The 1,000-nt window shown below is 43.1% G+C and carries 2 protein-coding genes; both read right to left on the bottom strand.

Features of this window, described 5'->3' with window-relative positions:
* Window positions 1-93: 93 nt before the first annotated feature.
* On the bottom strand, window positions 94-795 hold the full coding sequence (locus tag A3763_RS04845; RefSeq protein ID WP_082865041.1) for a hemolysin III family protein: 702 nt from the start codon (window positions 793-795) through the stop codon (window positions 94-96).
* Window positions 796-877: 82 nt separating this feature from the next.
* Entirely contained in the window at window positions 878-988 is a 111-nt protein-coding gene (locus A3763_RS26700) for a YjbQ family protein (protein ID WP_255376605.1), read from the bottom strand.
* Between the last annotated feature and the right edge of the window lie 12 nt (window positions 989-1,000).

Raw genomic sequence — 1,000 nt, 5'->3', positions numbered from 1 at the left:
CCATTGGAGGACTTAATCTACTTTGATCAATGGCAGCAACAAAACCGTGACGACAGTCTAATAAAAGTTATCTCTGACCAGCCCGAAGTTTAATTATACAGCGACCTGAGGTGGCAAAACGTAGTAATAAACACTGAAGAAATGACAAATACTGCCCCCCAGTACAAACAGATGCCAGATTGCATGGTTATAGGGAATTCGTTCGACCAAATAGAAGACAACACCAAGAGTATAGATTATTCCGCCCAAAGCGAGTAAAAACACTCCTCCTTCCGGTACTGATGCGAGCAAATCCTCAGCACTTAGAATCACCAACCAACCCATAAGCAGATAGCTCGCGACGCGCAAAAGTGAAAACCGATGCTTGAAACGTATTTTCAAGAAGATACCGAAAAATGCAATGCCCCAAACAAGGGCTAATAAGCCCCAACCACCGACTTCTCTCATACTCACCATGAGGTAGGGTGTATAAGAACCTGCAATCAGGAGGTAAATAGCACAGTGATCGAACATCTTCAGCTTATCTTTTTTAACCGGGCATCGCTCGGCATGATAAAGCGTCGAAGCTAAGTATAAAGCCGTTAGACTCAAGCCAAATATACTAAAACTGGCGACTCTCCATACATCATCCATTGGAATTGCAGCGATTAACAAGACAAATAAACCCGCAATGCTTAATAGCACACCTAGCCCGTGAGTTAAGGTATTTAGCAACTCGTCTAAACTATGTTCCAGGGTTTCCACCCGCTTATTATCAACTGGCTGATCGCCCGTTTTGTCCACCACTTTGCTCATAATCACAACTTGCGCCTCAAATTTAAGTGCACACATGTTAGCTGAAGTTGGACAGAATAAGTAGTCTATTTTTTAACCATAGTTAAGTCTGACCCTGCATAGTGACTACTAACTTACGTGAACCAGCTTGATTTCTATGCTCCCCAAGATAAATCCCTTGCCACGCACCCATCGAGAACCTTCCCGAGTTAATCGGAATAGTTAA

The sequence above is a fragment of the Oleiphilus sp. HI0128 genome (genome assembly GCF_001635365.1).
The sequence above is the reverse complement of the archived record's forward strand: the minus strand, read 5'-3'. Positions and strand labels throughout refer to the sequence as shown.